Source organism: Allobosea rubneri (assembly GCF_032464875.1).
GTDB lineage: Bacteria > Pseudomonadota > Alphaproteobacteria > Rhizobiales > Beijerinckiaceae > Allobosea > Allobosea rubneri.
The window spans coordinates 1-24,737 of the sequence record NZ_JAWDID010000051.1 but is presented as its reverse complement, the minus strand read 5'-3'; the positions used below and the strand labels follow the sequence as shown (position 1 = coordinate 24,737).

The following is a 24,737-nucleotide window of genomic DNA, read 5'->3' as shown; positions in this document are numbered from 1 at the left end:
TAACGAGGGGCCAAGTTTTCCACCGTGCTTCTGCACCTCGATCGGTCATCCGAAACCGACGATTTCAGACTTGCATGCGGGCAGACTTGGCGATCCATGGTGTAGGCACTTTCGGCGGCAATGATTCTAACGGATAAGAGAAATGCACGAGTCCCGAAGTGAGATTGCTCCATATGGACAATTTCCATAATATTTTCGTGTTACTTGCATTTTATGAGCACGGCATTGATCAGGCGAAGTGCGGCAGAGTCCGTCTTGCTGGAGAATGGATGGCTGTCGCACCAACCCAGAGCGTTCCAGACCGATGTCCTGGCGCGCACCGCCCTTGTGAACTTTTCACCGGGACAGGTGGTCTATAGCTGCGGTGATGAATTGGGCGGCATCTATGGTCTCGTCAGCGGGATCGTCACGATCAACACCGCTCCCCCTGACAAGGCTCCAGAGCCGATCCATATCGGGGAGTTGGGGGGCTGGACAGGAGAAGACGGCTTCCTGACCCGTCAGCCGCGTCGAATCGAGCTGTGTGCTCTGATCGAAACCTGGATGATGTATCTGCCGCTCGAGCAGATGGATGAAATGGTCAGCGCCAACCCAGCTGCTGTCTACAGATTCGCTCAAATTCTGCTGGCGAACGCCGACACTCTCGTCAAGATCATCCGTGATCTGCAAAAATTGGATCCTGATCGCAGGATCGCTTCCGCGCTGTTACGCATGACCAAGAGCGGAGAATACCCCATCCCGTTGACGCAGTCCGAAATCGGTTCGACCGCCTGTGCCTCGCGCCGACAGGTCAATTCCACATTGAGGCGTTTTTCCCAAAACGGGTGGATTGAGGCGAGTTATCGGTCCATTCAGATCCTGAATGCAGAGAAACTGCGGATCTTTGCGGCCGAAGAGGGCCAAAGATCCAACGTAACCTGACAGAATGTTTGGCAGATTGAACCGTGGGAACAATCTGCGCGGCAGAATGTGTTAGACGCGCCTTATGAGCGCAAAAGCCATTGGTCGGGAAACGGCGGAAGCAATTCTTCGGCAGAACGGATGGTTATCCCATCAGCCGGAGTCCTTCCAAGCAGACGTCCTGCAGCGCTCAATCCTGTTGAGTTTCGCCCCAGGTGACTTGATTTATGGCTTCGGCGAAGAGCTTGGAGGCATCTATGGCCTCGTGAGCGGCGTGGCGACAATCAATACGGCGCCACCAAACCATGAACCACAATTGATCAATGTCGGCGCACCGGGCGCTTGGGCAGGCGAAGGTTGCTTCCTGGCACGCCAGCCGCGACGCGTCGAACTACGCGCATTGGTCGAGACCTGGCTGATGTATTTGCCTCTCGAGCAGATGGACGACATGGCCAGTACCAACCCGATGGTCGCTTACAATTTCGGGCAGATCATTATGAGCAATGTCGATGTTCTCATCAGGGTTATCCATGATTTGCAGAGGGTCGATCCCGATCGTAGGATCGCCTCCGTTCTTCATCGGGCTCGGTGGATCGGTGAGCAGCCCCTCCCGCTGAAGCAGACCCAGATCGGCACCATGGCCCGTGCTTCGCGCAGGCAGGTCAATGCTGCATTGAAGCGGTTTGCTGAGAACGGATGGCTGAAGACCAGCTATCGCTCAATCACCATCATCAGTCCTGAAAAGCTACGGTTCTTCGCAACTGAAGGCGACTGAAGGCAGTCCGGCTTTCTCCGAGGTTGGAGTTATCGATCCTCAAAGATGAACTCTTTCGTGGGTTGATTTACGGCTTTCTGCGTTAGGCGAACCTGTTGAGCATGACCTTGATTAAGAGAGAACGCGCAGAAGCCATCCTTCGCGAGAATGGCTGGCTGATGACGCAGCCTGAGCCTTTTCGCCGCGAAGTGCTACGGCGCTCCGTCCTGCTGCGGTTCTCAGCTGGCGAGGCTATTTATCACTTCGGCGACGAGCTCGGAGGCATATACGGTCTTGTAAGTGGCAGGGTATCAGTCAACACCGCTCCCCAAACCGATGCACCGCAATTGGTCCATATGGGCGTTCCCGGCTCATGGACCGGAGAAGACAGTTATCTGATCCGCCAACCGCGGCGGCTCGAACTGCGCGCAGTTGTCGAGACCTGGGCCATGTATCTGTCCCTCGATCAAATGGATCAAATGACCGCCGCCGATCCCTTGGTCATCCGCAATTTTTGCACGAACCTCCTGCACGGCGTCGAAGTCCTCATCAGGATCATCCATGATCTGCAGAAGCCCGATCCCGATCGCCGAATTGCGTCTGTTCTCCACAGGATGACCTGGAGCAGCGAACACGTCCTATTGACGCAGACCGAAGTCGCGACGATGGCATCCGCCTCACGCCGACAGGTCAACGCCACCTTGAAACGATTTGCCGCAAACGGATGGGTGACGACCAGCTATGGTTCGATCACGGTCTTGAATGCCGAGGCGCTTCAGGTCTTCGGGAATGACGTTGGTCCTTGAGGCAGCTTCAGCCAGCGAAGAGCCCGCCTCTGGACGCTTCGCCGACTGCATTTGCTTTCTTTGATGGCACGTCAGCCGACCGAGCATCGAGCCGGCGCCGGGTTATTATTGCGCAGCCAACGCTGCGGTTTCCGCATCACAGCCGCTAGCGGGCTTATTGGCTTGACGCTCCTTCAAGATCTCTTCGCGTGCAGCCTTCATGTCCGCCACAAACCCGCTATCGGCGTGCAGTCGGGCGAAGGTCGCGGCGGCCATGGTCCGGCCTGCCTCGATATCGCTTTGCCAATGCGCGTTGCAGATGACCCGGCTCCGTCCAAATGCCAGGCCGCGGGCCAGGAGTTCGTTCGAGCGTTCCGGATTGATCTCCGCCAAGGCAAGCGCCCAACCCCAACCGACTGCCGAATGGCCTGACGGATAGGACCCGTCAGTCCGCAGAATATCCTCATCGGCAGGCGTGCACGTCGCTTCGGAATGGGCAACGAAAGGACGGGTGCGGTGGAATTTGTTCTTCATGCCATAGGTGGAGAGCCCGACGTCCAGGAACATCCTCCGCATCAACGTGTAGAGATGGGGCGTGTTCTCCGCGCTGATCGAGATCCCCATGGCGCACGAGAAATTCGCGGCCGGCTGTGGGAAATTCAGATCGGCGTCCCGTTTGGCCAGGTCCCAACGAGCTGTCCCTCTCAAGGGAACCGTTGCCCGCCTGGCTTCCTCATCTCGCGCAAGCGAGGCCGTTTCTTCAGCCGGCGGTGGCGGAAGCAGTTGCAGACTGTCGGGCAAATCACTTGTCTTCAAATAGCCGGGCAGGAGATCCAGGCCAAGGTCAGGAGCCTGCAAGGAAGGCACATTCGGTGTTGTCTGTGCCAGAGCCGCGCCCGACGTCAAAAGTGCCAAGCACGAGGCCGTAGCAAAACGCATCATCCTATTCATCTGAGTCTCCGAAATTGATCAATTTTGATGCGCTATCGCTCGCGCGAGGTATTACCGATCTCGACGGTCAGTGTATTGTCGGGCCCCTCCATCCCCTTCCGGGCTCGCGTGGGCATTGACTTGCGCTCGCGAACGAGACGCTCGCGCTGGCTGATCATCGCCTTCAGCCTGGCCAGAGCACCGTAGTAATTGTCCTTCTGGATAGGGTGCCAGCTTTCGGTTCGAACCAAAGGATCAAGGAAGCTGATGGCGGTGCGGGCCCCTTCGGCCCAGGGATCGTTTAGGGGTAGGTTATCTTTCGACTTGCCCTCGCGCTCAGCAAGATACTTCGCCGTCTGTGCCCAGACCCGCAGGGCCGCTAAATCCATCTCGGGCGTGAAACTGAGGGCATGGTCCAGAATGGACCGGCTGCTTACGCCCTCGGCTCCGACGTGGTGGCCATCTGATGGCCAGAGAAGGATTAGATCACTCGGTTCGGTCATTACCGGGGACACAGCCCTTATCCAGGCTGGATTCATCGTAGTTCCCTCCACTGCGCGAGCAAGACGTTCAAGCTAGGCAACATGGCGAGGAAGACTTGTTCCCTCTCGGAACCATGTATGCAGAGCATCGCGGAGAGAGATTGTCCCAATCGAGCAATCCGGCAGATTGTTTTACGAAACTTAGAGGGTCGCGCCGGCGCCTGCGTTTCATATAATTAATAAAACATGGAAAAGGCGGGCCAGAGCTGGGTTAAATTGTCTTTATTATCGCTCGCGCGCATCCATAGGCTTCCGATCGGAAACATCGGCATACCCAAAATGAGCAGCGCCTTTTCCTCCGCGCGGCAGACGCGATCATTCTAGGCAAATAGCAAGGAAAAGAAGATCGCGTACGCGCACGTTGCCGGGGTGAATCTTGGCGGATGCTCGTCCCGAAATTATGATCATGGCCTTGCCCATGCCGCTCTCGCCATAGATGGCGATAGCGGCATACAGGAGGCGGACAATCTCGCGTTAGTCCGAGACCACGTCGCCGCCGGCTTCGATGATATCGTCGTTGCTCATGCCGCGACGCCAGTGCGCAAATGCGACCTGCCGGTCTTTGGGCAACTTGACGGTATCGCGCAGGAAATGCCGGATGGAACGGAAGGCAGCATATTCGCAGCCGCACCAAAAGAACGTTCCGTTGAAGTCTTCAGGCCATTCCAGCGATCGAACGGCATTTTCCAACAGATCGGCCGTGCCGCGCCGAGCCCCATTGCGATGCAGCCAGCGAATTTCCACGCCCGAAGGAGCTACGATTTTTTGTTCTTCCGCAGCATCCGCAATTTCGATGAGCGCGATGCCACGCGCCGAAGGTGGAAGCTCCTCGACAATGCGAGCGATGCCAGGCAGCCCGGTTTCATCGCCGACTAGAACATTCCAATCTGCAGGCTTTGATCCATGCCCGCCAGGCCCGAGCATGCCAACCATCCTTCCAGGTGCTGCTTCTCGGATCCAGCGCACACCTGCGCCGTCGGCTCCATGAAGATAGAAATCGATGTCGATCGTCTTGCTGTCCGGATTGATGCGACGGATGGTGTAGATGCGGGAGGCTAGCTGCTGGCCGCCCTTGGGCCAGACGATGCGGCCATCATCGCCGAGCTTCGGCCATTGCGGATCAATGACGTCGCGCGGCTGAAACAGCAACCGGCAATGAATCTGATCCGCAACGTCGTAGAGCGCGAGATCGTCACCCTTGAACCTGACGCGACGCATGTGCGGCGTCAGGTCGACCACACCGTGGACGGTTAAGACGCGCAGATCGGTCGGCGCCGTATCGCCAGCCTTATCGCCCGACCAGACGATCCGCGGGTTTTCTGCGCGTGCGACGAAATCAATGAGGTTCGTCAAGACATGCTTGATGCGATTGAGGGAGGAGCCGTCCTCCGCTTCGACGGAAAGGCCAAGCTTTTCGGCTCCTGGCGTGAGCCTCGCCGTTCCAAAGGGAGCAGTCACGACATATCCGCCGTCCCTCGGCTCGACGCGCATATCATGGTCGCCAAGAAGCGTGACGATCTTTTCGAGGTATAGGTTCAATTTCGGGAAAGCAATCGTGGCATGCGCGTTGAGAGCGGCCATACTGGGCTTGCTCCTTCTCAAGGTTTAGGTTCGGGATCGAGGCTGATCCACAGCGGTCCTGGGATCGGCTTCGGCAAGAAGCGGCGATTGATCTCACCGAGTGTGGCCGTAGGATCGAGCTCTTGGCATCGTTGCGGGTGGAGCCATTTGGCGGCGACTTCGAGAAAAAGGACGTTCAGCGGCGGCGTCGTGATCAAACCAGTCCAGATCCCGTGCACACGTTCTTTTTTGACGGCTTCGATGAGTTGGAAGCCAGTTCTTTGGGTTAATCGTCGGAGCCCGTTGCGTGCTTCGATCTCCGAAAGCCCGGGGCCAATCCCCGGACGGGTTGCACTGGCAAAGCCGCCGCCTGTGGCGATGTAGACCTCGGCGCCTTCGGCAAGGACTTGTTCGAGCTGGATCTTTGCGGCCCAAGGGGTCGATACGGCATCGAGTGGTCGGCCTCCGGCCGCGGTCAGCAGCGTTCCCCAGATGCTTGTGCCGACAGCCCAGCAGCAATCGTCATAGAGTGAACCGACCTCGAAATAGGTTTTTCGCGGGGCCACACCGTCAAGCAGGCGTCGGACGTGTTCAGCGTGCTGTTGATGGAAGGCGAGAAATGCCTCTGCCTCGTTGCGGCGATCGAGTATCGCGCCCCACATGCGCATGAGCGGCGCCATCTCGTCGAGCGGAGAGATCGTCCGGCGATTGTCGAAGCTGTTGCTGAAAACGACCGAAATGCCGGCATCCTTCAGTCGTTGCGCCAGGAGCCCGGCTCCGTCGCCCGGTTCCATATAGCTTGTCGCGACAACGAGATCCGGTGCGAGGGACAACAGCCCCTCGAACGATACCGTGTCGGGAGACTGCTTGCCGACAAGGGGGATCTCGCCACCGTCCTGATAGTCTTGCCGCACGCGGTCGCTGTCGATCCGTTCGGTTGCGGCCCAGCCGACGACCAGGCGCCAAGGCTCTGGATGCAGCATCGCCATGGTGAGAATGTCTCGTGCTTCGAGCAGCACGATCCGTTTGGGCGGGCCTGGCAGCGTGACCGTGCGGCCCAGCATGTCAGTCACATCAAACGCAGCAGCATTGGCTCGCCCTGCGGTACCTAACGCGCTCGCGGCTGCCAGCGTCAGGAACGCCCGTCGATCAAGTTCCATGACGGGTCACCACCGATAACGCAGGCCGGCAAGTACCGTGCGCCCATTCCCAACCTGGCAATAGAATCCCGTGCTGCAGCCCGAATAGTATTCCTTGTCGAGGAGATTGGTGACGTTGAGAGTTGCTTCCGCACCCTTCCAGGCCGCATTGGCGGCGCCGAGATCGTAGCGAATGGCTGCGTCAATCAGAGTATAGCCCGGAGCTCGAACCTTGTTGGCGTCGTCGGCGTAGCTGGCGCCGACGAAACGTACACCTCCGCCAAGCGTCAACCCGTTCAGCGCTCCCGCATCGAACTTGTAGTTCGCCCAGAGCGAGCCGAAATAGTCCGGAATGCCTTGCGGCCGATTGCCGACGACGGAGGGCGAAATATTAGATGCGGCGATTTCCGTATTGAGCAGAGTGAGCGCCCCGATCAGCTCCAGATTCGGCGTCACGTTGCCCCGTGCTTCAAACTCGAGACCTCGCGAACGGATTTCGCCCTGCTGAATGTTGAAGCCTAGAACAGGACCGGGCGTCAGCACGTTGTTCTGGGTGATGTCGAAAGCCGAGACGGTGAAGAGCGCATCCATGAAGTCGGGTTTATACTTGACCCCGACTTCGAACTGGCTGGCCTCTGTCGGAACGAAGGATTTGCCCGAAGCGTCGACGCCGATCACCGGCTCGAAGGACGTCGAATAGCTCACATAGGGCGCGATGCCATTGTCGAACTGGTAGAGCAGACCAGTACGGTAGCTGGCCGCCCGTTCGCTTTGGGTCTGGGTCGTGTTTTTCAGGCGATTGCGCGATTCCTCATCCGCCCAATCGTGACGAACCCCGAGCAAGGCATGGAAGTTACCGAATGAAATCTGATCCTGAAGATACACGCCGAGTTGCTGCATCTTCTGCTCGCTGTCCGTGTAGGTCGCGAAGGGACCAACGGGAAAGCCGTAGCGTGGATTGGTTACGTCCAAGGGCTGCGCGGCGCCCAGGTCGAACTTGAAATCGCTGGTGGTGCGCCGGAAGTCGATACCCGCCAGCACGGTATGAGTTACGGGACCTGTGCTGAAATCCAGCTGGACATTGTTGTCCGTCGTCAGCCCGTAGGCACGCTCCACGGCGTGCGCCGCGTGTCGCGGAATGAGACCATTGCCGGTCAAAGGCCCTGCCATCTGAAGCACGCGGAAGTCGGAATCGAGGCCGCCATATCGTAGCCGCGAGCCAATCTTCACGGTGTCGTTGAAGCGGTGCTCGAAAATGTAGCCCACTCCGAACTGCTCGCGTTCGTAGCCGTCATAGTTCGGATCGGTCAAACATCACATTGAAGGATGATTGAGCCGGCCGCCTACCTCGCGCGACTAGGGTAGTGGGACGAGAGGGCGCTAGCCAGGACCACGACGGTCGGCCGGAGGGATTCCGCCTTGTCGGTCGACCAGCGCTGGGGTGTCACGACGATATTGACGGCCGCTGTGACCTCACCGGTCGCATCGAAGACCGGCGCCGCGACCGTGATGTCGCCATCGAAGTTCTCGTTGATGACTAACACGGAACCTGAACTGCGGATCTGGTCGAGGCGGGCATGCAGCGCTTCGGCATCCATGATCGTGTTACTGGCCCGGCGGACGAAGTTGACCTGGCTGACGAGCGCTCGCCTCCGCTCATCGGGCAGGTAGGCGACGATGGACTGCCCCAGCCCGGATACGTGCCAGGGGAAGCTTGAGCCGAGGCCGACATTGGGGCTGACCACTTCGCGGCTTGGAATGCGGGCGACGAGGATAATCTCTTCGTCGTCCAGCACGCCGAGATTCACCGTCTCGCCGAGCTCCTTGTTGCAGTTCAGCATGTAGGGCGTCGCGCGCTCGATCAGCGGGTTGCCGCGCAGGAAGCTCGAGCCCAGATGCAGCATCCGGGCAGTCAGGCTGTAGCGTCTGGTGATCGGATCCTTCAGCAGATAGCCCATGGCGACGAGGGTCGAGAGGAAGCGCTGGGCCGCGGTCTTCTCGATTCCGGTGCGCTCGACGAGCTGCGTCAGGCCGAGCGTCTGCTCGCCCTGATCGAACGCCGCCAGAATCAGCAGGCCCCTTTCCAGCGAGATGCTGAAGAGTTTCGGGCGAGTCTCAGTCATCTGCTCCTGCCTTCCGGTTTCGCACATCGCTGCTGCCGGGAGCGCGGCATCGCGCTTCTCCCGCTGGCCGCAGTCACCTTCTTCCGACGAACAGCCCGCAGCACGCCCCGGTGAATCTCGTCACAGGTTCGAAGCGGATTGACAACCTCCATCGTCAGCGCAACAGTCTATCATCTTTCACACTTAAGTATCAATTATCGCAACATGAGCCAGAACCCCAGTCATCGTCACGCCCCGGAAGGCGACCTTGTCCTCACCGCATTCGAAGGGGTCGTCGGTGCCGCCAACCTGCTGGCCACAGTGGGGGACATGGCGCGCTACCTCGTCGATGCCCGCGGCCGCTATCGGGGAGCTGCGCTGTGCGTGGTCCGCCCGGCCAATACGGCCGAGGTCGCCGCCACCGTCGCGATCTGCGCGCGCGCCGGGATCGCAATCGTACCGCAGGGCGGAAACACCGGGATGTGCGGTGGCGCGACGCCGGGCGCGCAGGGGCGCTCGGTCGTGATCAGCCTCGAGCGGATGCGCAGCATCCGCGAAGTCGACCCGGCCAACAGCACGATAACGGTCGATGCCGGCTGCCCGCTCGCGGCGGTGCAGGAGGCGGCAAGCGAGATCGGCAAGCTCTTCCCGCTCTCGCTCGGCAGCGAGGGCACCTGCCAGATCGGCGGCAACATCGCGACCAATGCCGGCGGCACGGCCGTGCTGCGCTACGGGCCGATGCGCGACCTGGTCATGGGCATCGAGGCGGTGCTGCCGGACGGCCGGATCTGGAACGGCCTGCGCGGCTTGCGCAAGGACAATACCGGCTACGATCTGAAGCACCTCTTCATCGGATCAGAGGGAACGCTCGGCATCGTCACCGGCGCGGTGCTCAAGCTGTTCTCGCAACCGGCAGCGAGCGCGGTCGCTCTGGTCGCGCTCCCGGATGTCGGCGCGGCGCTCGCCCTGCTGGAGCGCATTCGCTGCGAATTCGGCGAACGCGTCACCACCTTCGAGGTCATGTCGGACAGCGAGTACCAGCTCGTCCTGGCCCTGCGCACCGAGCTGCGCAGCCCGCTGGCCGGGCAGGCGCCATGGTACGCGTTCATCGAGCTCACTGATGCGATCGAGGCGCTCGACCTGCGGACGGCGCTGGCCGAAACGCTTGGCGAGGTCATGGAGGCAGGCGGCATCAACGATGCGACGCTGGCCGAGAGCGGCGCGCAGGCGGAGAACATCTGGCACATCCGCCATTCGGTCACCGAGGCCAATCTGAAGGCCGGCGCGGCGGTGTCGCATGACACCTCGGTACCGGTTTCCCGTGTCCCGGAGTTCGTGGCGGGTGTCGAGGACGGCATCAGGACGCGGTTCCCCGACGCGAAGAGCTACTTCGTCGGCCATATCGGCGACGGCAACATCCACGCGATCGCGATCTTCCCGCGCGAGAAATTCTTAGATCCGCAGCGCTTTTCCGAGGTGGCGGGCGAGGTCAACGCGCTTGTCGACGAGGTCACCGTCTCGCTCGGCGGCAGCGTCAGCGCCGAGCACGGCATCGGCCGCAGCAACCGGGCCCGGCTGCAGCGGCACAAGGATCCGATCGAGCTCGAATTCATGCGCCAGATCAAACGCGTCTTCGACCCCGCCGGCCTGATGAACCCGGGCATCCTGCTCTAGCGCCAACCGATCGCCTGCCCAACGATTACCTGCCCGAATTCGCAACAAGGACGCCGAACATGCGGCCCAACATCCTCCTGATCCACCCGACGATCCGTCCCGTAGGCGTCGATATCTTGAAAGCACGGGCCGAGATCACGCTCGCGCCCGATGGCGGCGAGGACACGCTGGTCGAGCAGCTCAACGCCTCCGCCGCCGATGCGATCATCGTGCGGGTGGAAGCCGCGACGCGCCGCATGTTTGCCGAAGCGCCCGCGCTCAAGGTGGTCGGGATGCACGGCGTCGGCACGGACGCGATCGACCTGGAGGCGGCGACGGAGCACGGGATCGTCGTGCTCAACACGCCCTTCGTCAATTTCAAGTCGACCTCCGAGCACGCGCTGGCGCTGCTGATGGCGGTGACCAAGAACATCATGTCCGGCGACCGCGCCGTGCGCGACGGGCGCTTCACGGAGTTCCGCAACAGCCAGCTGCCGATGGAGCTGGAGGGGCGCTCGCTGTTCGTGATCGGCCTCGGGCGGATTGGCTCCGAGATGGCGCGCAAGTGCCAGGCGGCCTTTGGCATGCGCGTCATGAGCTATGACCCGGCCTATGACGAAGCCGCCATGGCGGCGCGCGGCATCGAGCGCGTCTCCTTCGAGCAGGGCCTGGCCGAAGCCGATTTCGTCACGGTGCATGTGCCGCTCAAGGTCGATACGCGCGGCATGATGAACGCGGCCGCCTTCGCGCGGATGAAGCCGGGCAGCGTCTTCGTCAATGCCTCGCGCGGGCCCGTCGTCGTGCAGAGCGCCCTGATCGAAGCGCTGCGCTCGGGCCATCTGCTCGGAGCGGGCCTCGATGTGCTCGATCCCGAGCCGGTGCCGGCGGACGACCCGATCAATGCGGCGCCGAACCTGGTCCTTTCTCCCCATTATGCCGGCGACACCGTCGCTGCCCGGGCGCGCTGCTCCGAGACGATCGCCGGCAGCGTGCTCGAGGCGCTGGCGGGCGGCGAGCTTGCCGGTGTCGTCAATCCGGACGTGCTGACCCGGCCGAACTACCGCCTCGGCAAGGCTCTTTCGCAAGCCGGCAAGTGATTTCGCCGCGCTGCAGCTCGGCCCGCCACGGACACAGATGATGAAGAACTACAGAAATCCGCTCCGCCAGAAGCTCGCCCAAGGCAAGACCGCCTTCGGGCTCTGGGTGACGCTGGCGACGGCGACGATGACGGAGCTGGCGATCGAGGCGGGGCTCGACTGGGTCTGCATCGACATGGAGCATGGTGCGACCGACTATCGCGACATCGTCGAGCACGCTCGAGCGGCGCGTGGCAGCGACCTCGCCGTGCTCGTGCGCGTGCCGTCGATCGCCATCGACTCGATCAAGCGCTGCCTCGACCTCGGAGCGGACGGGATCGTGGTGCCGCTCGTGCGCTCGGCGCGCGATGTCGAGGCGGCGCTGGACTTCGCCCGCTACCCGCTGGCTGGCAAGCGCGGACTTGGCGGCGAGCGGGCTCAACGCTGGGGTCTGCGCGTCGAAGAGTACATCGCGACCGCGAATGACGAGATCATGGTCATTCCGATGATCGAGACCGCCGATGCGGCCGCGGCGATCGACGAGATCTTCGCTGTCCCAGGCCTCGACTTCGCCTTTGTCGGCCCGGGCGACCTGTCCGCCAGTCTCGGGCATATCGGGGCCTGGGAAGGTCCGGGCGTCGCGGAGACGATCGCGCAGATCGTCGCCAGCGCCGGCGCGGCCAACATCACGCTCGGGACCTATGGTGTCGGACCGAACGACATCCGCTCGCGCTGCGAGCAGGGCTTCCGCTTTCTCGCGATCGGCTCCGATGCCGCGATGCTCGCCAACCGGATCGGCAGCGAGCTCTCATCGATCCGCAACCTGATGCCGGCGCTTGGCCGGCAGATTGCCTGAGGTGGCGGCATGACAGACCTCACACTGCAACAGAACGCTGGCACGCCCCCCAAGCTCGTCGTCTCGGGGCTGCACAAGACCTATGGCGCCACGGTGGCGCTGCATCCGACCGATCTCACGCTCCGCTCAGGCGAGTTCATGACGCTGCTCGGCCCCTCCGGCTCGGGCAAGACGACGCTGCTGATGATGGTCGCCGGCCTGTTGCAGGCCGATGGCGGCGAGCTCTCGATCGATGGCCACAAGGCGACCTACGCGCCGCCGTGGGAGCGCGGCATCGGCATGGTCTTCCAGAACTATGCCCTGTTCCCGCACCTCACCGTGTTCGAGAACATCGCCTTTCCGCTGCGGATGCGGCGCATGCCGGAGGCCGAGATCCGGCGCGAAGTCGCTCGCGTCCTCGAGATCGTGCAACTGCCGCATACGGCGCAGCGCCAGCCGCGGGCGCTCTCGGGCGGCCAACAGCAGCGCATCGCGCTCGCCCGCTGCTTCGTCTTCAAGCCGAGCTTCATCCTGATGGACGAGCCGCTTGGCGCGCTCGACAAGAAGCTGCGCGACCAGCTGCAGCTCGAGATTAAGCATCTGCACAAATCGCTCGGCATCACGATCCTGTACGTCACGCACGACCAGGAGGAAGCGCTGACGATGTCGGACCGCATCTGCCTGATGAACGGCGGACGCATCGAGCAGCTGGGCACGCCGGCTGAGCTGTATTTCGAGCCGGCCACGGTCTTCGCCGCGGACTTCCTGGGGGAATCGAACTTCCTCGAAGGCAAGGTTCGCTCGAATTCGCCGGACGGCCTCGTAATCGATGCCGTCGGCGGCGCGATCAGCGGTGCCGGGAACTTCGCGGCGGGCTCGGCGGTCAAGGTCATGGTGCGGCCCGAAAGCGTCCGCGCGGCGCTGAAACCGGTCGAGGGCTGGAACGCCGTGCCCGGCACGGTGCGGGAAACGATCTTCGTGGGCGGCGTCACCCGCCACTATATCGAGCTCGCCGAGGGCGGCACCGTCGTCGCGCTCGAGCTGACAGACCGCAGGACGCAGCCGGCCGATCCCGGCCGCGAGGTCTTCGCGACCTGGCCGGTTTCGGCGACGGTCGTGCTGGCTGCAGAGAAGGGCAAGATGCCATGAGCCTCGCCGCTTCCTCGCGGGGCGCCGGCCGGCCGAGCCCGCTGCGGCAGTTCACTGGGCGCTGGGGCAAGCTGGCTCCGGTGCTGTTCTTCCTGCTGCTGCTGATCCTCTATCCCGTCGGCAAGCTGCTCTCGCTGAGCTTCCAGGGGCCCGGCGGCGTCTTCAGCCTGCAGGCCTATGAGCGCCTGTTCGCCTCGTCCGTCTACGTCCAGGTCATGGTCGTGACGCTCAAAATCTCGTTCTGGACGACGCTGGCGACGGTAGTGATCAGCTATCCGGTGGCACGCGCCATCGCGCGTCTGCCCGGCGCGACCCGCAACCGCTTGATGTTCTGGGTCCAGCTCTCGTTCTGGTGCAGTTTCCTGATCCGTACCTTCGGCTGGATGGTGCTGCTGAACCGCAACGGCTTCATCAGCCAGACCCTGCAGTACCTGCAGATCGTCGACGGGCCGATCGACCTTCTCTATTCGGCGCCCAGCGTCATCGTCGGCATGACCCATGCCATGGTTCCGCTCTGCATCCTGACCATGGTGCCGGTGATGGAGGGAATCGACGAGAACCTCTCCAAGGCCGGGATGACGCTCGGCGGCCGCCCGGGCAGCGTGTTCTGGCGAGTCTATTTCCCGCTTTCGCTGCCGGGCGTGACGGCAGGAGCCCTGCTCGTCTTCATCACCTCGCTCGGCTTCTTCATCGTGCCGGCCTTCCTCGGCTCGCGCCACGAGACGATGATCACGCAGCTGATCATCGAGCAGGTGCAAGATTATCTGAACTGGGGTTTCGCCGGCGCGCTTTCTCTGCTGCTGCTCGTCGCCGCACTGGTCATCTTCACGATCTATGACCGGCTGCTCGGCATCTCGACGCTGACCGGCAGCAGCGATCGCGGCGTGAAGGCAGGGGCAGGCCCCGGCTGGGCTGGCCTGATCGGCCTCAAGATCTGTGCCGGGCTCGGCCATGTCTCGGATATGCTGTTCAGCGCCATTGACCGCATCTTCGGCAATCGCGGGGCCGGGAAGCCGCGTCGCAGCGGAGCGGGGTTGGAATGGGCCGTCGTGCTCGCGATCCTGGCCTTCCTGATCCTGCCGGCCCTGATCATGGTGCCGGTCTCCTTCACCGCTGGCTCGCGCATCAACTGGCCGCCCGAGGGGTTCAGCCTGCGCTGGTACCAGGGGTTGCTGGATTCGCCGGTCTGGCTGCAGGCCGCGACCCGTTCGGTGATCGTCGCGCTGGGCGCCGCCACGCTGGCGATGCTGATCGGCACGCCGGCAGCCTTCGCGATCGCGCGCCAGAAGCTGCCCGGGCGTACCCTGATCCTGGCGCTGGTGCTCTCGCCGCTGATCATCCCGCGCATGGTGATCGCGGTCGCGCTGTTCTACTTCTACGCGCAGATCGGCCTGGTCGGCAGCTATGCGGGCCTGATCGTCGGCCACGCCGTGCTGGCGATCCCCTATGTCGTGATCACCGTCATGGCGGTGCTGAAGTCCTACGACACCCGCTACGATCAGGCGGCCTGGAATCTCGGGGCGCGGCCGACCCAGACGCTGCGCTTCATCACGCTGCCGCTGATCAAGGGCGGGCTGATCTCGGCCTTCCTGTTCGCGCTGATCACTTCCTTCGACGAGCTCACCATCGCGCTGTTCGTGACCGGCGGGCTGACCACAACCCTGCCCAAGCAGATGTGGGACGACGCGATCAACGTCGCGACACCGATCCTCGCGGCGGCGTCGACGCTGCTTCTCGTCTTCGTCGCGGTGATCACCCTGCTGATCCACCGCCTGCAGACCAAAGAGCAAAAATGAATCGAGCAACACTCGATCCCTGAACATCGACCACTCGCCAGAAGAACAGGACATTGGGGATATCATCATGAGCGATACCAGGAAGTCGGCCATCTCCCGCAGAACGCTGCTGATCGGCGCCGGCGCCGTCGCGGCTCCGAGCATCTGGACCAGCGCCCACGCTCAGACCAAGCGGCTCATTGTCCGCACGCCGGGTGGCCCCACCGCGGAGGCGATGAAGAAGGCCTATTACGAGCCCTTCCAGGCCGCGACCGGCATCGAGATCGTGCCTGCGACCTCGAACAACGAGCCGGTCAGCCAGATCAAGGCCATCGTCGAGTCGAAGTCCAAGACCTGGGACATGGCGGCCTCGCTTTCGCGCGCCTCCATTCGCCAGCTGCTCAAGGATGGCGACTTCCTGATGAAGCACGGGCTCGACAACGAGGCGGTGGTGAAGGAGATCCCGGCTGGCTTCCGCAACGAATACGCGATCGGCCACGGCGTCTACGCGACGCCGCTGACCTACCGGAAGGACAAGTTCAAGGAGCCGCCGAAGAACTGGAAGGACTTCTTCGACGTGAAGGCGTTCCCGGGCCGCCGCGCCATGCGCAAGAACCCGGTCGAGACGCTCGAGATCGCTCTCTTCGCCGACGGCGTCGCGCCGAAGGATATCTATCCGCTCGACCTCGACTGCGCCTTCAAGTCGCTCGACCGCATCAAGCCGCATGTCGCCCATTGGTGGACCAGCCCGGTCCAGGCCATTCAGCTGATCACCAATGGCGAGGTCGACATGGTGCCGGTCTGGTCGAATTTCCCCACGGCTGCCGCCGAGCAGGGGGCGCCGCTCTCGCTCGCCTGGGAGAACAATATCTGGGGCACGGACATGTTCACGATCCTCAAGGGGACCGAGAATTTCGAGACATGCCGGCAATTCATCCTGTTCTGCCTGCAGGGCGAACGTCAGGCCGGCGTCGGTCGCCAGGTGGCGATCGCGCCGACAAATCCGAACGCTTTCAAGTTCATCACCCCAGAGCGCGCCACCGTTCTCGCAACCAACCCCGCCTATCAGGCGACCGGAATCGAGATCAACGACGAGTTCTGGGCGGCCAATCGCGACGCGATCGCCGACCGCTTCAACAAGTGGCTGCTGAGCTAATTCACTCCGCCCGCGGCCTCTCGCGCCGCGGGCTCCTTCCTACCGGGACGATGGATATGGCTGAAGACAAGCTGATGGCGACGATTGCGACGCCGGTGCTTTCAAACGCGGTGGAGCGCCTCGAAGGCCCCTGGTCGCCAGGGGCTCATGCCCTGCGCGGCATGGCGCCTTTGCGGCGCGGCGATGCGGTAAGGGGCCCGGCCTACACCATCCGGTTGCGGCGCGCTGCGAAGCCGGCCGCAGCAAACGTCGAGGTGCTGTTGAGGGCCTATGATGATGCGCCAGCCGGCTCCGTCGTAGTCGTCGAAGTCGTCGACGATGTCGGCGGCGCGGTCCTCGGCGACATCATCGCCCACCGGCTCAAAGCCATCCGTGTTGCCGGCGTCGTCGTGGCCGGCCCAGTGCGTGACCTTATCGGCCTCGAGGAGTTCGGCCCGCCGATCTGGTACGCGCAGGCGACAATGCTCGGGCTTGAAATGGCCGAGACCGCGACCGAGGCGCAGGTCGAGCTCTCGGTCGGCGGCACGCGCGTCGCGCCGGGCGATCTCGTCTTCGCCGATATCGACGGAGCCTTCGTCGTACCGAAGGCAACTATGGGGGCGCTCGCGCCGATCGCCGCCGGCGTCATCGCACGTGAAGAGCAATGGCATCGCAGCCTCGCCGCCGGCCGATCCCTCCTCGAAACCCTACGTACGCCCGCGAGCTGAACAGGCGGTCCCACGACCGCTTCATTTTCACCCACAAATAGAGACAGGAACCATGTCGAGCGAGAAGAATGCAGCTGCGGCGGCGTCCGCAGAGATCGGTACCGCCGTCTTCTGGGATGCGGCCGAGAAGATTCACGGGCCGTGGACGCTGGCTCACCGCACCGTAGAAAGCGTGCGCGCGCTGCGTCCGGACGATCATGCGATCGGCCCAGCCTATACGATCCGGCTGCGCCGGGCGAGCGACAGCTGGACCAGCAACCGCGAGGATTTCCTGCGGGCCTATGACGAGGCGCCGGAGGGTGCCGTGGTCGTGGTCGAGGTGCAGACCGATATCGGCGGTTGCGCGATGGGCGATCTGGTCGCCCATCGCCTGAGCCAGTGCAAGGTCGCCGGCGTGATCATCAACGGCGCCATCCGCGATCTCGTCGGGCTGAAGCAGATCGCCCCGCCGACCTGGTATCGAGAGATCACCATGGCCGGTCCGATCTCGCGCGAGATCACCGTCGAGGTCGGGGTCGACGTCACCGTCGGTGGCGCGGTGATCCGCTCGGGCGACCTGGTCTGCGCCGATGTCGACGGCGTCTTCGTCACCCCCAAGAACGAAGCCGCGAAGATCCAGGAGAAGGCCCGCGAGATCGTCGCCAAGGAGGCGGTCATCAATGCCCGTCTCGCCGCCGGGGAAGATCTCCGGACGATCCTGCTCGGCCAGGCCGAACCGGCGCACTGATCGGGTCGCAGCACAGTGGCGGCGCCGGCGGGTGCCGCCGCTTCGGGGCCTGCCGAGCCCCGGCCGAAGCAAGGATCTCAGCCCCCATGCCTTCCCGTATCCTGAACACCGACGAGATGCGCCTGGCGGCGCGGGGCGTCCTGCCACGCGGCATGTTCGAGTTCATCGACCGGGGCACGGAGGGCGAGCTTGCGCTGCCAGCTGCGCGGGCGGCGCTCGACGCGGTGAAGTTCCGCCCGAACGTGCTGGTCGACGTCAGCCGGCGCGACCAGAGCGTGGAACTGTTCGGCTCAAGGCTACCGCTGCCGATCATTGCGGCCCCGACCGGCCTCGCCGGATTGATGTGGTATCGCGGCGAGATCGAACTGGCACGGGCGGCGGCCCGGGCCGGCATCCCGTTCTGCGTCTCCACGCAGTCGATTACCTCGATCGGCGACATCGCCGCCGGCGCCGGCGGGAACCTCTGGTTCCAGCTCTACATTCTCAACGACAGGGCGATCACCGAGACCTTCGTCGATGCCGCGCGGGAGGCCGGTTCCGACACGCTGATCCTGACCGTGGACACGAGCGTTTCGCCCAAGCGCGAGTACAACATCCATAACGGCTTCGGCATTCCGATGGCGCCGAACTGGCGCGCCGCGCTCGATTTCGCCCGGCATCCGCGCTGGTGCCTGAACGTGATGGGGCGCTATCTCGCCGGCCCCGGCATGCCGAGCTACGCGCATTACCCGGAAGCCTTTCGCCGCAAGATCACTCGGGCGCCGCTCGGCGACGCCCTGCGTCTCGCCGACGATGTCACCTGGGCCGAGATCGCCGCCTTGCGACGGCGCTGGCCAGGGCGGTTCGTCATAAAGGGTATTCTGCGCAGCGATGATGCGCAGCGGGCGCTGGATTGCGGAGCGGACGGCATCGTCGTCTCCAATCATGGCGGCCGCAATCTGGACTCCGCCATAGCGCCGGCCCGCGCCCTACCAGAGATCGCAGAACGCCTCGGTGATCGACTTGTCATCCTCGCGGATGGCGGCGTCCGGCGCGGCAGCGACATCGTCAAGCTGCTCGCCCTCGGCGCCCGGGCGGTCCTCGTCGGGCGCTCGCTGCTCTACGGCGTCGCCATGGGCGGTTGCGACGGCGCGAGCCGCGTGATCGAGATCCTGCGCGACGAGGTCGACCGCACGATGGCTTTCATGGGCTGTTCCTCGCTCACCGCGCTGGGCGATGATGCGCTTGCAAGAGAGTCGTAGCGTCTCTCTCCAGAAAGCAGACTTTGCAAAGGTAAGCTATGGGCCAACCATCCCCATCCCTTGTCAGGGTGAAATGCGCCAGAACAACCGGACACTAAGACTTTGCCTAAGAGCGGACTTTTGGCCTGCTGCCGGTTTCGTGGACACCGAGATTGGGTGTTTCATGAAACCGGAGGTGGGTTATGCGGCGACGACAGTTTGGGCGTGAGTTCAAGATCGAGGCGGTTCGCCTGATCAAGGATCGCGGAGTGAGTGTGGCGCAGGCGTCTCGGGATTTGGATGTCCATGAGAACCGGTTGCGCAAATGGGTGAAGCTCTTCTCGGCCGATCCTGCGCAGGCTTTTCCGGGCCATGGTCAGATGAAGCCGGAGCAGCTTGAGATCGAGAAGCTGCGGCGCGAGGTGGCCAAGCTCAAGGCGGAGCGCGACATCCTAAAAAAGGCCGCGGCCTACTTCGCGAAGGACGTGACATGAGGTTCACGTTCATTGCGAAGCACCGGGGGATCTGGCCGGTGGCATGGCTTTGCGAAGCGCTGGATGTGTCGCGCTCGGGCTTCCATGCCTGGCTCAACCGATCGCCGAGCAGGCGTGCACGCGACGACGAGGAGATCGGCAACAGGGTCCAGGCAAGCTTCCTTGGTTCGGATCGGACCTATGGTGCCAGGCGCGTCTGGCGGGACGTGCTGGCGGAAGGCATCGATTGCGGCCTGCATCGCATCGAGCGGCTGATGCGTGCCCAGGCTTTGCGTGCCAGGCCGCGTCGGCGCAGCCTGCCCAGGGATGAGGGCCAGCGATCGGCCATCGCGCCGAATGCGCTCGGCCGGGAGTTTCATGCCGAGCGTCCGAACCAGCGCTGGATCGCCGATTTCACCTATATCTGGACCGCAGAGGGTTGGCTTTACGTTGCAGCCGTCATCGATCTCTTCTCCCGCCGGGTGGTGGGCTGGTCGATGAAGCCCGACATGACCGCCGGGCTCGTGACCGATGCGCTGATGATGGCGATCTGGCGCCGGGGAAGGCCTGATGCCCTGCTGCACCATTCGGACCAGGGCAGCCAAGGCGAGCAGTTCCAGAAGCTCATGGCCGACAACGGCGTCACCTGCTCGATGAGCCGCTCTGGCAATGTCTGGGACAATGCCGCGATGGAGAGCTTCTTCTCGTCGCTGAAGACCGAGCGGATCAGAGGCAAGGTTTACCGGACACGCGACGATGCTCGCGCCGACGTGTTCGATTACATCGAGCGCTTCTACAACGCCGTTCGCAGGCACTCGACCATCGGCTACATCAGCCCGGTCGAGTTCGAAAAGAAGGTGGGATTAGCCTAACCACATGTCCACAGAACCGGCAGCAGGCCAGACAGCCCCCAGGACCACACCGCTTCCATCCCCTTCCGACCTTCAGGCGTGCCTTCGCATGCCAGCTCGGGTCTGGATGTTGTTTGGCCGCCCTCCGGCAGCCCTTGAATGGTAGTCCAGCGCCTTCGCGCGTAAGGGCTTGGAGACGGGGGTTGGCCTTGAAATTGGGGCAGAGAAATTCCCGTGTCTGAGGCTTGATGACGAGGCTGCGGGATAAGCACCTTCCTGAGCCAAAGAGTCTACCGTGACCCCTTCCGCGTGCTGCCCACGAGCGAGTTTTGATGCCTCATCGGTCGCCCCACGCGGCAGCTTATCCGGCAAGTTGGGCTGCGAACCAACCTCAACTACGCTGCCTCCGTCTGGAGCCAGAGCTATCGCTTAAAGCATTAGCGATATGCGCCTAACCAATCTAACCGGACCCAAACGCAACATCCGTGGCGGCAAGAGGTCAATAACGGCGTTCATCCACGGGCGCGCTTTCCAGAATCGTCGATACAAACCGACTTCGGCATTTCCTTCCGGCGCCACCAATAACGCGAACCTTTGGCCCGTAGCCGACATCTGGAACGTCCGCTTCCGGGTGTTCAGTTGGCCAGGTGATGGAGGCGCAGCTTAAATCAAGCACTTCCAGCGAGGCTGTCCGCACGCTCGTGATGAGCCGGATTGAGGATCAGCGCATGTCGGGTGGGCGATAGGCGTTCAGATCGGACGCCCAGCCTGTCGCCGCATGCTGATATTGGCCCTAGGTACAATAGAGGCGCCTGACGATTGGCTTTTAGGTCTCGGGCTATCGTAGCCGCCATCGTTGGACGTGTGCGGCAAGAGCCGCTTCGCCTGCTCAACGGCCTGCCCCCAGTTCTGCAAATGGAGACGTTGCATGACGATCTGTCGACGCGGATGGCTCGGCTTTTGCGCGAGCGTGGCAATTTCGGCGGAGATGACCATTCCCGTCCTTGCGCAGCAGCAGCCCCCAGCCCCGGCCCAAAAGCCGAACATCATCATGATCATATCGGATGATACGGGCTACGGGGATCTCGGCCCCTATGGCGGCGGCGCCGGCCGAGGCATGCCGACCCCCAACATCGACAAGCTGGCGGCGGAAGGGATGACATTCTTCTCCTTCTATGCGCAGCCGAGTTGCACACCGGGGCGCGCTGCCATGCAGACGGGCCGGATGCCTAACCGAAGCGGCATGACCACTGTGGCCTTCCAGGGCCAGGGCGGCGGCCTGCCGGCAGCCGAGTGGACTCTCGGTTCAGTGCTGAAGACCGGCGGTTACAAGACGTTCTTCACTGGCAAATGGCATCTCGGCGAGGCCGACTACGCGCTGCCCAATGCACAGGGCTATGACGAGATGAAGTATTGCGGCCTGTATCATCTCAATGCTTACACTTACGCAGATCCGACCTGGTTCCCGGACATGCCGCCCGAGCTGCGCGAAATGTTCCAGAAGGTGACGAAGGGTGCTCTGTCGGGCAATGCCGGCCAGCCGGTGCGCGAAGAGTTCAAAATCAACGGCCAGTATGTCGACACGCCGATCATTAATGGCCGCGAAGGCGTCGTGGGCATCCCGTTCTTCGACGGCTATGTGGAAAAAGCTGCGATTGATTATCTCGACAGCAATGCCAACTCGGCTGAGCCGATCTTCATGAGCGTCAACTTCATGAAGGTCCATCAACCCAATATGCCGCACCCCGACTACATCCATAAGTCCCTTTCCAAAAGCAAATACGCGGATTCGGTCGTCGAGCTCGATGCCCGCATCGGCCGTATCATGGATAAGGTCCGTTCTAATCCGAAGCTCGCCGGCAACACATTGGTCTTCTACACCACTGACAATGGCGCCTGGCAGGACGTGTATCCGGATGCGGGCTACACCCCGTTCCGTGGCACCAAGGGCACTCTTCGCGAGGGCGGCAACCGCGTTCCGGCCATCGCCTGGATGCCGGGCAAGATAGCACCCAGCACCAAGAACCATGAGATCCTTGGTGGACTCGATCTGATGGCGACTTTCGCCTCAGTCGGCCGCGTTCCGCTTCCGACACAGGATCGCGCCAACCAGCCCATCATTTTCGACAGCTACGACATGTCCCCCGTGCTGTTTGGAACCGGGCAGTCGCCACGGAAGTCGTGGTTCTATTTTACCGAGAACGAGCTCTCGCCCGGTGCGGTCCGGGTGAACAACTACAAGTTTCTCTTCAATATTCGTGGCGATGATGGAAGCTCCACCGGTGGCCTCGCTGTCGATAGCAATCTCGGCTGGAAAGGCCCGACGAAATATGTCGCCACGGTTCCACAGGTTTTCGACCTCTGGCAGGATCCGCAGGAGCGTTACGACATCTTCATGAACAACTTCACTGAACGCACCTGGATGGGCGTTGTCATGGAGGAAGAGCTAAAGAAGATCATGGCCACTTACGTTAAATATCCTCCGCGCAAGGTTCAAAGCTACGGTTATACCGGGCCAATATTGCTTTCTGACTACGAGCGATTGCAGTCTGTTCGCGAAATTCTTGCGAAAGACGGAGTTAGCATCCCGTTACCAACCGGAAACTAAAAGGCCCTGTCTCTACGACAGCCAACCGGGCCGCATTCCCTTCCAATGCGGCCCGGGATCGCAACAAGCTTTCATCCTGCACAAAAGGAGGCACGATCATGAACGTCGTTCGATCGATGGGCCTGGCGGTCCTCGCCAGCCTTTCCCTGTCAGGTTGCCAGACCTCGCAGTCGAGGCAGGCAGAACTGGCCAGCATCTGCGCCAATCCGGTTAATCGGCAGCCCGGCCAATTCTACTTCAGCGAATGCCAGGCATTCGCTCCGTCCACGAGCACACAGCTGCAAAAAGATTATCGCCTCGGGGCGCCGACAGGTCGCTGATGCGTATGGCTCGCAGTGCGGGCAGGCTTCATCCCTCAACCTGCAAATACGCCACAGCCGCTCGCCGCATCACCACGGGATGTCATGACAGACTTGGACATTGCAGATGGCACGACCGCCGCCCTTGCACATGATGATGTCTCTCGGACCGGAACTGCGCCGTCCGAGATGATCGCTGTGCCAGGCGGGACATTCCTGATGGGGTCCGATCGTCACTATCCGGAGGAGGCGCCGGCACATCTCGTGAGCGTCGACCCGTTCTGGATGGACCGAACGCCCGTGACGAACCGGCAGTTCAAGGAGTTCGTCAAGGCGACCGGTCATGTCACATTTGCGGAAGTCGCGCCCGACCCGAAGAACTATCCCGGCACACCGTCAAGCATGCTCTACGCGGGCTCGCTCGTGTTTTCCCAGCCTACGGGCCCGGTCGACCGACGCGATTTCCGTCACTGGTGGAGCTTGATGATGGGAGCGAACTGGCGACGCCCCTATGGCCCCAGGAGCAACATCAACGCGCTCGACAATCATCCTGTCGTCCATGTGGCCTTCGCCGACGCTCTCGCCTATGCGCGCTGGGCCGGCAAACACCTGCCGACCGAGGCCGAATGGGAGTTTGCCGCGCGAGGCGGGCTGGACGGCGCTGAATACGCCTGGGGTGACGGCCTCACGCCCGACGGGCGCCATTTGGCGAATACCTGGCAAGGCGAGTTTCCGCATCAAAACTTGGCCGAGGATGGCTTCCAACGCACCTCGCCAGTCACAGCGTTTCCGCCAAACGGCTATGGCCTTCGGGACATGATCGGCAATGTCTGGGAATGGACCACGGATTGGTATGCGCCCAAACATCATGCCAATGCCGAGAAGACTTGCTGCATCCCGCAGAACCCGCGAGGCGGCAACGAGGGCGACAGCTACGACCCCGCTTTGCCGGACATCAAAATCGCCCGCAAAGTGATCAAGGGCGGCTCACATCTTTGCGCACCCAATTACTGCCGCCGCTATCGGCCGGCTGCGCGCCATGCGGAACCCGTTGACACTTCGACCAGCCACCTCGGCTTCCGCTGCGTCTGGAGACCTGATCCCAAAGAATAACCCAAGATCCCAAAAGCGGCCGCAAATGCCAACCCACTTCATCCAGTGGAGATCGGAATGACAACCGTTTCATCTGCTCAGCTTCGTCTCAATCGGCGCGTACTACTGTCGTCAATGGCTGCTCTCCCGGTGGTGATTGGCGGACTACACTCCGGCGATGCGCGTGCTCAGGCGGAGCCGCTTCCCTCCTGGAATGAAGGTTCCGCCAAGTCGTCGATTGTCGATTTTGTCACTCGGGTAACTGCTCAAGGCGGGCTGAACCGCTCCGGGTTTGTCGGAGGCTCCAACTCCTGAGAAGGTGGAGCCATGACGAGCAAGACGACGAACAAGTTCTCGCCTGAGGTGCGTGCGCGCGCGGTGCGGATGGTGCTGGACCATGAGGC

General features: G+C 62.4%; 22 protein-coding genes. 16 read left to right on the top strand and 6 right to left on the bottom strand.

What is annotated here, in order from left to right; genetic code table 11:
- Positions 1 to 255 precede the first annotated feature (255 nt).
- The 3 genes from RKE40_RS23555 (at position 256) to RKE40_RS23545 (ending at position 2,460) form a co-directional block, all read left to right on the top strand.
- A complete protein-coding gene (locus tag RKE40_RS23555; RefSeq protein WP_316020636.1) occupies positions 256 to 921 on the top strand; it encodes a Crp/Fnr family transcriptional regulator in 666 nt (221 codons plus the stop codon).
- Between the two features lie 64 nt (positions 922 to 985).
- Positions 986 to 1,675 carry a Crp/Fnr family transcriptional regulator gene (locus RKE40_RS23550; RefSeq protein ID WP_316020635.1) on the top strand — a complete coding sequence of 230 codons (690 nt, stop codon included), beginning with the start codon at positions 986 to 988 and terminating at the stop codon, positions 1,673 to 1,675.
- Positions 1,676 to 1,776: 101 nt separating this feature from the next.
- The gene (locus tag RKE40_RS23545; RefSeq protein ID WP_316020647.1) at positions 1,777 to 2,460 is read left to right on the top strand and encodes a Crp/Fnr family transcriptional regulator; all 684 of its coding nucleotides are present in this window, start codon (positions 1,777 to 1,779) and stop codon (positions 2,458 to 2,460) included.
- 105 nt (positions 2,461 to 2,565) lie between these two features.
- On the opposite strand, the gene RKE40_RS23540 is transcribed toward RKE40_RS23545, so the two are convergent.
- The 6 genes from RKE40_RS23540 to RKE40_RS23515 all read right to left on the bottom strand — a co-directional run bounded on the left by RKE40_RS23540 (position 2,566) and on the right by RKE40_RS23515 (position 8,733).
- Positions 2,566 to 3,390: an acid phosphatase gene (locus RKE40_RS23540; protein WP_316020634.1), complete on the bottom strand. Its 825-nt coding sequence runs from the start codon at positions 3,388 to 3,390 to the stop codon at positions 2,566 to 2,568.
- 32 nt (positions 3,391 to 3,422) lie between these two features.
- Positions 3,423 to 3,908, bottom strand: a complete 486-nt coding sequence (locus tag RKE40_RS23535; RefSeq protein ID WP_316020633.1) for a hypothetical protein — start codon at positions 3,906 to 3,908, stop codon at positions 3,423 to 3,425.
- 477 nt (positions 3,909 to 4,385) lie between these two features.
- Positions 4,386 to 5,492 (bottom strand): DUF2218 domain-containing protein, encoded by a 1,107-nt coding sequence (locus RKE40_RS23530; protein ID WP_316020632.1) that lies wholly within the window; start codon positions 5,490 to 5,492, stop codon positions 4,386 to 4,388.
- A gap of 17 nt (positions 5,493 to 5,509) precedes the next feature.
- The gene (locus RKE40_RS23525; protein WP_316020631.1) at positions 5,510 to 6,631 is read right to left on the bottom strand and encodes an ABC transporter substrate-binding protein; all 1,122 of its coding nucleotides are present in this window, start codon (positions 6,629 to 6,631) and stop codon (positions 5,510 to 5,512) included.
- A 6-nt stretch (positions 6,632 to 6,637) separates the two neighbouring features.
- Entirely contained in the window at positions 6,638 to 7,921 is a 1,284-nt protein-coding gene (locus RKE40_RS23520) for a TonB-dependent siderophore receptor (RefSeq protein ID WP_316020630.1), read from the bottom strand.
- 32 nt (positions 7,922 to 7,953) lie between these two features.
- Positions 7,954 to 8,733 (bottom strand): IclR family transcriptional regulator, encoded by a 780-nt coding sequence (locus tag RKE40_RS23515; RefSeq protein ID WP_316020629.1) that lies wholly within the window; start codon positions 8,731 to 8,733, stop codon positions 7,954 to 7,956.
- A 204-nt stretch (positions 8,734 to 8,937) separates the two neighbouring features.
- Here RKE40_RS23515 and RKE40_RS23510 point away from each other — a divergent pair, with 204 nt between their 5' ends.
- From RKE40_RS23510 to RKE40_RS23450, 13 genes are all read left to right on the top strand, one after another.
- Positions 8,938 to 10,386 (top strand): FAD-binding oxidoreductase, encoded by a 1,449-nt coding sequence (locus RKE40_RS23510; protein ID WP_316020628.1) that lies wholly within the window; start codon positions 8,938 to 8,940, stop codon positions 10,384 to 10,386.
- 59 nt (positions 10,387 to 10,445) lie between these two features.
- Positions 10,446 to 11,462: a hydroxyacid dehydrogenase gene (locus RKE40_RS23505; RefSeq protein WP_316020627.1), complete on the top strand. Its 1,017-nt coding sequence runs from the start codon at positions 10,446 to 10,448 to the stop codon at positions 11,460 to 11,462.
- A gap of 40 nt (positions 11,463 to 11,502) precedes the next feature.
- Positions 11,503 to 12,297 carry an HpcH/HpaI aldolase family protein gene (locus RKE40_RS23500; protein ID WP_316020626.1) on the top strand — a complete coding sequence of 265 codons (795 nt, stop codon included), beginning with the start codon at positions 11,503 to 11,505 and terminating at the stop codon, positions 12,295 to 12,297.
- A gap of 9 nt (positions 12,298 to 12,306) precedes the next feature.
- Positions 12,307 to 13,425: an ABC transporter ATP-binding protein gene (locus RKE40_RS23495; protein WP_316020625.1), complete on the top strand. Its 1,119-nt coding sequence runs from the start codon at positions 12,307 to 12,309 to the stop codon at positions 13,423 to 13,425.
- Entirely contained in the window at positions 13,422 to 15,221 is a 1,800-nt protein-coding gene (locus RKE40_RS23490) for an ABC transporter permease subunit (RefSeq protein ID WP_316020624.1), read from the top strand. The genes RKE40_RS23495 and RKE40_RS23490 overlap by 4 nt, the downstream gene beginning before the upstream one ends.
- Positions 15,222 to 15,288: 67 nt before the next feature.
- Entirely contained in the window at positions 15,289 to 16,356 is a 1,068-nt protein-coding gene (locus RKE40_RS23485) for an extracellular solute-binding protein (RefSeq protein ID WP_316020623.1), read from the top strand.
- Positions 16,357 to 16,412: 56 nt separating this feature from the next.
- A complete protein-coding gene (locus RKE40_RS23480) occupies positions 16,413 to 17,063 on the top strand; it encodes an RraA family protein (RefSeq protein ID WP_316020622.1) in 651 nt (216 codons plus the stop codon).
- 52 nt (positions 17,064 to 17,115) lie between these two features.
- Positions 17,116 to 17,790 (top strand): RraA family protein, encoded by a 675-nt coding sequence (locus RKE40_RS23475; RefSeq protein ID WP_316020621.1) that lies wholly within the window; start codon positions 17,116 to 17,118, stop codon positions 17,788 to 17,790.
- A gap of 86 nt (positions 17,791 to 17,876) precedes the next feature.
- Positions 17,877 to 19,031 carry an alpha-hydroxy acid oxidase gene (locus RKE40_RS23470; protein ID WP_316020620.1) on the top strand — a complete coding sequence of 385 codons (1,155 nt, stop codon included), beginning with the start codon at positions 17,877 to 17,879 and terminating at the stop codon, positions 19,029 to 19,031.
- A gap of 182 nt (positions 19,032 to 19,213) precedes the next feature.
- Positions 19,214 to 20,355 (top strand): IS3 family transposase gene (locus tag RKE40_RS23465; protein ID WP_316020619.1). Its coding sequence is split into 2 segments (ribosomal slippage): positions 19,214 to 19,463 and positions 19,463 to 20,355, totalling 1,143 coding nucleotides; the frame shifts between segments, so codons are not numbered across the junction.
- A 907-nt stretch (positions 20,356 to 21,262) separates the two neighbouring features.
- Entirely contained in the window at positions 21,263 to 22,942 is a 1,680-nt protein-coding gene (locus RKE40_RS23460) for an arylsulfatase (RefSeq protein ID WP_390893506.1), read from the top strand.
- Positions 22,943 to 23,040: 98 nt separating this feature from the next.
- Positions 23,041 to 23,262 (top strand): hypothetical protein, encoded by a 222-nt coding sequence (locus tag RKE40_RS23455; protein WP_316020618.1) that lies wholly within the window; start codon positions 23,041 to 23,043, stop codon positions 23,260 to 23,262.
- A 168-nt stretch (positions 23,263 to 23,430) separates the two neighbouring features.
- Positions 23,431 to 24,354 (top strand): formylglycine-generating enzyme family protein, encoded by a 924-nt coding sequence (locus RKE40_RS23450; protein ID WP_316020645.1) that lies wholly within the window; start codon positions 23,431 to 23,433, stop codon positions 24,352 to 24,354.
- Positions 24,355 to 24,737: the final 383 nt, after the last annotated feature.

What these genes read in the sequence shown, in the direction of transcription:
- RKE40_RS23500 (WP_316020626.1), top strand. Translation starts at nt 11,503, where the DNA reads ATGAAGAACTACAGAAATCCGCTCCGCCAGAAGCTCGCCCAAGGCAAG.
- RKE40_RS23455 (WP_316020618.1), top strand. Translation starts at nt 23,041, where the DNA reads ATGAACGTCGTTCGATCGATGGGCCTGGCGGTCCTCGCCAGCCTTTCC.
- RKE40_RS23450 (WP_316020645.1), top strand. Translation starts at nt 23,431, where the DNA reads ATGATCGCTGTGCCAGGCGGGACATTCCTGATGGGGTCCGATCGTCAC.
- RKE40_RS23515 (WP_316020629.1), bottom strand. Translation starts at nt 8,733, where the DNA reads ATGACTGAGACTCGCCCGAAACTCTTCAGCATCTCGCTGGAAAGGGGC.
- RKE40_RS23535 (WP_316020633.1), bottom strand. Translation starts at nt 3,908, where the DNA reads ATGAATCCAGCCTGGATAAGGGCTGTGTCCCCGGTAATGACCGAACCG.
- RKE40_RS23530 (WP_316020632.1), bottom strand. Translation starts at nt 5,492, where the DNA reads ATGGCCGCTCTCAACGCGCATGCCACGATTGCTTTCCCGAAATTGAAC.
- RKE40_RS23475 (WP_316020621.1), top strand. Translation starts at nt 17,116, where the DNA reads ATGTCGAGCGAGAAGAATGCAGCTGCGGCGGCGTCCGCAGAGATCGGT.
- RKE40_RS23545 (WP_316020647.1), top strand. Translation starts at nt 1,777, where the DNA reads ATGACCTTGATTAAGAGAGAACGCGCAGAAGCCATCCTTCGCGAGAAT.
- RKE40_RS23490 (WP_316020624.1), top strand. Translation starts at nt 13,422, where the DNA reads ATGAGCCTCGCCGCTTCCTCGCGGGGCGCCGGCCGGCCGAGCCCGCTG.
- RKE40_RS23550 (WP_316020635.1), top strand. Translation starts at nt 986, where the DNA reads ATGAGCGCAAAAGCCATTGGTCGGGAAACGGCGGAAGCAATTCTTCGG.
- RKE40_RS23470 (WP_316020620.1), top strand. Translation starts at nt 17,877, where the DNA reads ATGCCTTCCCGTATCCTGAACACCGACGAGATGCGCCTGGCGGCGCGG.
- RKE40_RS23485 (WP_316020623.1), top strand. Translation starts at nt 15,289, where the DNA reads ATGAGCGATACCAGGAAGTCGGCCATCTCCCGCAGAACGCTGCTGATC.
- RKE40_RS23525 (WP_316020631.1), bottom strand. Translation starts at nt 6,631, where the DNA reads ATGGAACTTGATCGACGGGCGTTCCTGACGCTGGCAGCCGCGAGCGCG.
- RKE40_RS23495 (WP_316020625.1), top strand. Translation starts at nt 12,307, where the DNA reads ATGACAGACCTCACACTGCAACAGAACGCTGGCACGCCCCCCAAGCTC.
- RKE40_RS23505 (WP_316020627.1), top strand. Translation starts at nt 10,446, where the DNA reads ATGCGGCCCAACATCCTCCTGATCCACCCGACGATCCGTCCCGTAGGC.
- RKE40_RS23480 (WP_316020622.1), top strand. Translation starts at nt 16,413, where the DNA reads ATGGCTGAAGACAAGCTGATGGCGACGATTGCGACGCCGGTGCTTTCA.
- RKE40_RS23510 (WP_316020628.1), top strand. Translation starts at nt 8,938, where the DNA reads ATGAGCCAGAACCCCAGTCATCGTCACGCCCCGGAAGGCGACCTTGTC.
- RKE40_RS23540 (WP_316020634.1), bottom strand. Translation starts at nt 3,390, where the DNA reads ATGAATAGGATGATGCGTTTTGCTACGGCCTCGTGCTTGGCACTTTTG.
- RKE40_RS23460 (WP_390893506.1), top strand. Translation starts at nt 21,263, where the DNA reads ATGACGATCTGTCGACGCGGATGGCTCGGCTTTTGCGCGAGCGTGGCA.